This is a genomic window from Calidithermus terrae (genome assembly GCF_003574345.1).
GTDB classification, from domain to species: Bacteria; Deinococcota; Deinococci; order Deinococcales; family Thermaceae; genus Calidithermus; species Calidithermus chliarophilus.
Map to the genome: position 1 here is coordinate 1 of NZ_QXDL01000228.1, position 5,873 is coordinate 5,873.

General features: G+C 72.3%; 2 protein-coding genes and 1 pseudogene. 2 read left to right on the plus strand and 1 reads right to left on the minus strand.

The window, feature by feature from the left end; translation table 11 throughout:
* Positions 1–433 precede the first annotated feature (433 nt).
* Positions 434–2,104, plus strand: a complete 1,671-nt coding sequence (gene hflX, locus Mterra_RS18025) for a GTPase HflX (protein ID WP_119316409.1) — start codon at positions 434–436, stop codon at positions 2,102–2,104.
* A gap of 64 nt (positions 2,105–2,168) precedes the next feature.
* Here the strand turns inward: hflX and Mterra_RS18030 are convergent, their stop codons facing one another.
* Positions 2,169–2,435, minus strand: a complete 267-nt coding sequence (locus Mterra_RS18030; RefSeq protein ID WP_027894174.1) for an acylphosphatase — start codon at positions 2,433–2,435, stop codon at positions 2,169–2,171.
* Positions 2,436–2,638: 203 nt separating this feature from the next.
* Here Mterra_RS18030 and Mterra_RS18035 point away from each other — a divergent pair.
* Positions 2,639–5,873, plus strand: a pseudogene (locus Mterra_RS18035) (translocation/assembly module TamB domain-containing protein); the annotation flags it as partial.

The window sequence follows — 5,873 nt, forward strand, 5'->3', positions numbered from 1 at the left end:
CCCCCGAACCCCCACCCCGGGGCTCAGCAACAGCAGGAGCGCGAACCACAGGGCCAGCCAGCGCATGAACTCCAGTCTACAGCCTGGGACGGCAAGGGGCAGGGTGTAAGCGGTAAGCCGTCAGCGGTCAGCTATCAGCCGTCAGCGAAAGACTAGTGGCTCGTGGTTGCCCCTCCCCGTGTACGGGGAGGGTTTATCCCCCCCAGCCCCCCTTGCTAAGGGGGGAGCAAGGTGTTTTGCGTTTGGCGTTTTGCGTACGACGTACGACGTAGGACGCCCGACCCGCATCCGACGTACGACCCGCGCCCGGCGTTTAGCGTTCGGCGTTCGGCTATCAGCTATCGACTATCGACCATCGCCCCTAGACCCTTCCCAAACGTGCGAGTGTGCCCAATAGCGCCTGGGCGCGGTGCTATACTCGAGCCATTACCTAATGGAGCAAATTTTCGGCAGGACCAACGGACTCAAACCCAGCGAAAAAAAGCGGCTCGTTAACCTGTACCGGCGTCGGGTCCCGGCGGATCGCCTCCTGACGGCCGAACTCGCCAACACCCTCGCGGGGCTCTCCGACGAGATCGGTAAGCCCATCAGCCTGCTGCTCGACCGGGGCGGGCACGTCATCCGGGTGGCGGTGGGGGACGCCAAGGAGGTGCCCATCCCCGAAGGGGCGTACGTCGAGACCCGGCTCTCCGGGTATCGCCTGATCCACACGCACCTCGGCAAGGGCGGGCTCTCCCGTCCCGACCTCTCCGCCCTCTTCCTGCACCGCCTCGACGTGATGGCGGCGCTCGAGATCGAAGGCAGCCAGCCCCGCACCCTGCACCTTGCCCTGCTCTCCCCGCCCAAGGCCGACGAGGAGGACTGGCAGATCCTGCCCTCGCGCCCCTACCACGAGTACCTCGAGTGGGACCTCGGGGGCGCGGTCGAGGCGCTGGAGGAGGAGCTCTCGCGGCAGGCCCGGGTTCTCGACCTTGAGGACGGATCGGGCGAGCGCGCGGTCCTGGTGGGCATCGACCGGGGCGAGGGGACCCAGGCCGAGGTGGACCTGGCCGAGCTGGCCGAGCTCGCCCGCACGGCGGGGGCCATCGTGACCCACAAGGAGCTCGTCTACCGCCCCGTGCTCGACGCGCGCTACGTGGTCGGGCGCGGCAAGATCGAAGACCTCCAGAGCAAGGCCTACCACGAGAACGCCGCCACGCTGATCTTCGGCCTCGAGCTTTCCCCCGCCCAGGCCCGCGAGCTCGAGGCCGCTACCGGCCTCAAGGTGCTCGACCGCACCCAGCTCATCCTCGACATCTTCGCCCAGCACGCCCGCACCCCCGAGGCCAAGGTGCAGGTCGAGCTGGCGCAGCTCAAGTACCTCCTGCCCCGCCTGGTGGGCCGGGGCCGCAGCCTCTCGCGGCTGGGCGGCGGCATCGGCACGCGGGGGCCCGGCGAGACCAAGCTCGAGCAGGACCGCCGCCGCCTGCAAGACCGCATCGCCGAGCTCACCCGCAAGCTCCAGGAGATCTCGGGCCGCCGCCAGGAGACCCGCCGCCAGCGCGAGCGCGGGGGGTTGCCCATCGTCTCGGTGGTGGGCTACACCAACGCGGGCAAGACCACCCTGATGCAGGCTTTAGCCAGGAAGGGCGAGCAGGGCGAGAACAAGCTCTTCGCCACGCTGCGCCCCCTCACCCGCCGCGGCTTCCTGCCCAAGTTGGGCGAGGTGCTCTACACCGACACCGTGGGCTTCATCCGCCACATGCCCGACGAGCTGATGGAGGCTTTCCGCTCGACCCTCGAGGAATTGCGCGACGCCGACGTGCTGCTGCACGTCCTCGACGCCTCGCAGGAGGGGGCGCTCGAGCGCTACGCCGTGGTCGAGCAGATCCTGCGGGACCTCGAGGTGGAAGCGCCCAAGATCCTGGTGCTCTCCAAGGCCGACCGGGCGGGCGGGTACGACCTCGAGTTCCTCCGCGAACGCCTGGGCGGGCTCGCGGTCTCGGCCGTCAGCGGCGGCGGCCTGCCCGAACTCAAGCAGGAAATCGCTGAAGAGCTCATCGCCCGGGGCACCCGCCCTGCGGCCTGGACCCAATCCGGCTACGTCCCGGACGCTACCCGTTGATTTTGTAGGGGCGCGAGGTCTCGCGCCCCTACGGCGTTGAGCGTTTGGCTATCGGCTATCGACCTCAATACGTCCTGAACCCCTTCAACCCCGTCGCCTCACTCCATTGCACCTCCACCTGGTCCACCCGGGCGAGGCGCGGGCCCTGCCGGAGGAAGTGCAGGAGGTGCTCGAGGGCCTCCCTGGGGCCTTCGGCCACCACCTCGACCCGGCCGTCGCTGAGGTTTTCGGCGTAGCCGCTGAGGCCGAGTTCTTGGGCTTTGCGCTGGGCGTAGGCACGGTAGCCCACGCCCTGTACGTTTCCGCTGACCAGGGCGACGATACGGGTCATGAGGCCAGCCTAAGCCCTGGTCAGGGGCTTTAGCAAAGTGTTCGATAACCATTTTGCAGGCTGCGTTCACGTAGCACACAGGAGAAATTGGCTATCATGAGCTTCGAGCGCTCCGCGGTGGGCGTTGAAGCTGGATAAATTCACGCGAAAGTTGGGCCAGGGTGGTTGAAAAGGGGACGGAACAAGCGGGGAAGAGGGGGAGATTGCGCCTTTGGCGCTTAGTCCCGGTGCTCCTGCTGTTGGGCATCGGGCTCCTCCCCGCGCTGCCGCCCGTGCAGTCGCTGGTCTTGGGCGAGATCCTCAAGGGGCTCGGGTTCAAGGCCGAGTGGAGGGGGACCAGCGGCTACCTCCTGACCGGCCTCGAGGTGCGCGGGGTCAAGCTCGAGCGTCCCGGCGTCAAGCTCGAGGGCGAGCGCGTGCAGCTCGAGTACGGGCTCACCGGGCTGTTCCGGCGGGAACTGCCCGTCCGCATCCGGGTCAAGGACGGGCGGGTGGCCCTGAAGTGGGAGGAGATTTTCCAGGCCCGGCCCCCGGCGGCCGAGCCCCAGGTCAAGCTCAGGGTGGACGAGCTTCGGCTGGAGGGGGTGGAGCTCCGCTTCGGCGAGGCCCGCGCCATGGCCCTGCCCCCGCTGGGCGTGTCGCTGCGGGGCAACGGCCCCAGCTACGCCTTCACCGCCACCTTGCCCAAGGGCTCGGCCAGCGGGCAACTGCGCCGCACCGGGCGGGAGTTCGAGGCCTGGGAGGTGCAGGCTACGGGCGAGGTGCGGGCGCTGAGCTACTGGTACGAGGGGCTCGAGGGCGGCACCTTCGAGACCCGCTGGACCCTCTCCCCGCGCGGCGTCCAGGGCCACAGCCGGCTCGAGGACGCCCGGGCCAGCGTGGTGGGCCTGACCGTCACCGACATCGCGGGGCCCGTGGACTTCAAGGACAACGTCGTCACCGCCAACCTCACCGGCAGCGCGCTGGGGGCGCCGGTGGTGGGCGACGCCACCGTGGACATCGAGGCCCGCAACTACACCTTCCGCGTGCAGGGGCGCCCCAAGCTGGCCGAGCTGGCCAAGAGCTACGGGCTGGTGCTGCCGGTGGAGGGCGGCGGCCCGCTGCTGCTGGAGGGCCGGGGCTGGGAGAAGCTGGTGATCACCGGGGAGTACGAGGGCCAGGGCAAGCTGGTGGGCGAGCCGCTGAGCTACGAGGGCACCCTCGGCTTCGACCAGGTTTTCCGGCTCAACGCCGCCGTGCGGGGCCGCCTCTTCGACCGCACCTACACCGCCGGGGTCAAGCTGGTCAACCAGGGCTACGCCGTAGACCTCAAGGACAACCTGGGCAGCGTGCTGCGGCTCACCGGGCAGGGCAACGCCACGCAGGCCCAGGGGCGGCTCACGCTGCCCAAGCCGCTGCTGGGCGAGGCCGGGGTGAGCTTCCGCAGCCAGGGGAGCCGCTGGAGCGCCGACGTGGTGTCGCGGCCGGTCAACCTGCCCCCGGTGGCTAAGCCCTTCGACCTCTCGGGCCGCCTCACCGGGGACGGCAGCCGGGTGCAGGGGCGGCTGGGGGAGGTGGGGCTGTCGGGGAGCTGGGACGACCTGGCCCTGAGCCTGCGGCGCCTCGAGCTGGTCGTGGGCAGCCTCAGCGGGAGCGGCCGCCTCAGGAACGGGCGCTTCAGCGCCGACCTGCGGTACGACTCCGACTACGCCCGCTTCCCCCTGGCCGTGCGCCAGGAAGGGCGGGTGTGGCGCTTCGCCAACGACTACGCCGAGGGGCAGTTCGCCGACGGGATCCTCGACCTCAGCGTGCGCCGCCTGCCGCTGCGGCTGGGGGGCGACTTCACCCTCAGCGGGCAGGTGCGCTACGCCCGCGACGCCTTCTCGGGCGGCTGGCGCCTGCTGGGCGACTACGCCGAGGTGAACGGGGTGCTCGAGGGCATGCGCACGCGCTTCAGCGGCGCGGTGCGCACCCCCCTGGGCCGCCTGCCCCTGCAGGGCGTGGCCGACGGGCAGGGGGTGCGGGCCCGCCTCGACACCCTGCAGGTCCGGGCGGGCGGGGACGGGGTGCGGGTGCAGGGGCCGCTGGAGCTGGGCTTCGTCGAGGCCCAGGCCGACCTCAGCTACCGCGGGGGGCGCTTCGGCGGGGCCGGGGTGGTGCGCACGCCCTGGCTCGAGGCGCGGCTCGAGGGGCGCGGCGAGCGCCTGTGGGCCGAGACCAGCGGCTACGCCCGGCTCTCCGGCCCGATCTGGCCGAGCCCCGCGCTGCAGGGCCGCCTGACCCTGCCCGGCTTCGGCCCCGTGCGCGTGGCCCAGGTGCCGGTGCGCCTGAGCCTGCAGGAAGCCCGCATCGGCGAGGGGCGGGTGCAACTGAGCGGGAGGTTCCCCTTCACCCTGGCCCTGCCGGTGGAGATCGCCGGGCAGGACGCCACGCTCAGCGCCCAGGGCGACCTCGAGCAGGGCAGCCTGCGCCTGGAGCACCCCTGGGGTGAGGCGCGCGGGCGCGGGCCCTGGCGGGCGCTGCTGGTGCAGGGCCACCTGGCGGTGCCGGGGCTGGGCCCGCTCGACCTGGCCGGCAGCGCCAACCTGCTGCGCGCGAGCTACGCCGGGCGCCTGGGCTCGCCCAGGCTGGGCGGCACGCTGCGCCTGTCGGGCCAGGGGTCCGAGGTGCGCTACGAGGGCGAGTTCCAGCGCGGCCGCCTGCGCCTGAGCGGCAGCTACGCCCGCGAGCTGCGCCTGCGGCTCGAGGCGCGGGGCTACGACCTGCGCCCGCTGGGGGTGCCGGGGACGCTCGAGGGCACCTGGAGCGAGCGCGGCGGCAGCCTGCGGCTCGACACCGAGTACGGCCAGCTCAGCGCCCAGGGCTCGAGCCTGCTGGGGCGCGTGGCCCTGAGCGGCGACACCCGCTGGGGCAGCCTGCGGGCCTTCGCCGACACCCGGGGCCTGAGCGCCGAGGCCCGTCTGGACGTGCCCTACCTCGAGGGCACCGTGCGCCTGGAGGGCCCGTGGGGCGAGCTCCAGGCCCGGGGATCGGGCCGCTACGCGCTGCCCTACCTCGAGCCCGCCGGGTGGAGCCTGAGCGCCGACGTGAACCGCCAGACCTGGAGCCTGGAGGGGCCGCTGCGGCTGCGGGGCCGGGGGCTCAGCTACCAGGGCCGGGTGCGCTGGCCCTACGCCGCGCTGGGCAAGGCGGGCGTGATCACCGGCGAGCTGCGCGGCGAGGCCGCCGAGGTCGGGGCCGAGCTGGCCGGGGACTTCGCCGGCGTGCCGCTGCGGCTGTCGGCCCGGCTCGAGGAGCCCAGCCTCGAGGGCCTGCAGGCCCGCCTGACCCTGCCCGGGGGGGAGGCCACCCTGCGCGAGGGCCGGGTGCGCTTCGACCTCGAGACCGCGCCCCTGGCCGCGGCCTTCGGCCAGCCCGTGCGGGGCCGGGTGCGGGGCGAGGTGGGGCTCGACGCGCGGG

Excerpts from the sequence above, each read along its gene's own strand:
- hflX (WP_119316409.1), top strand. The coding sequence starts at position 434 with ATGGAGCAAATTTTCGGCAGGACCAACGGACTCAAACCCAGCGAAAAA.
- Mterra_RS18030 (WP_027894174.1), bottom strand. The coding sequence starts at position 2,435 with ATGACCCGTATCGTCGCCCTGGTCAGCGGAAACGTACAGGGCGTGGGC.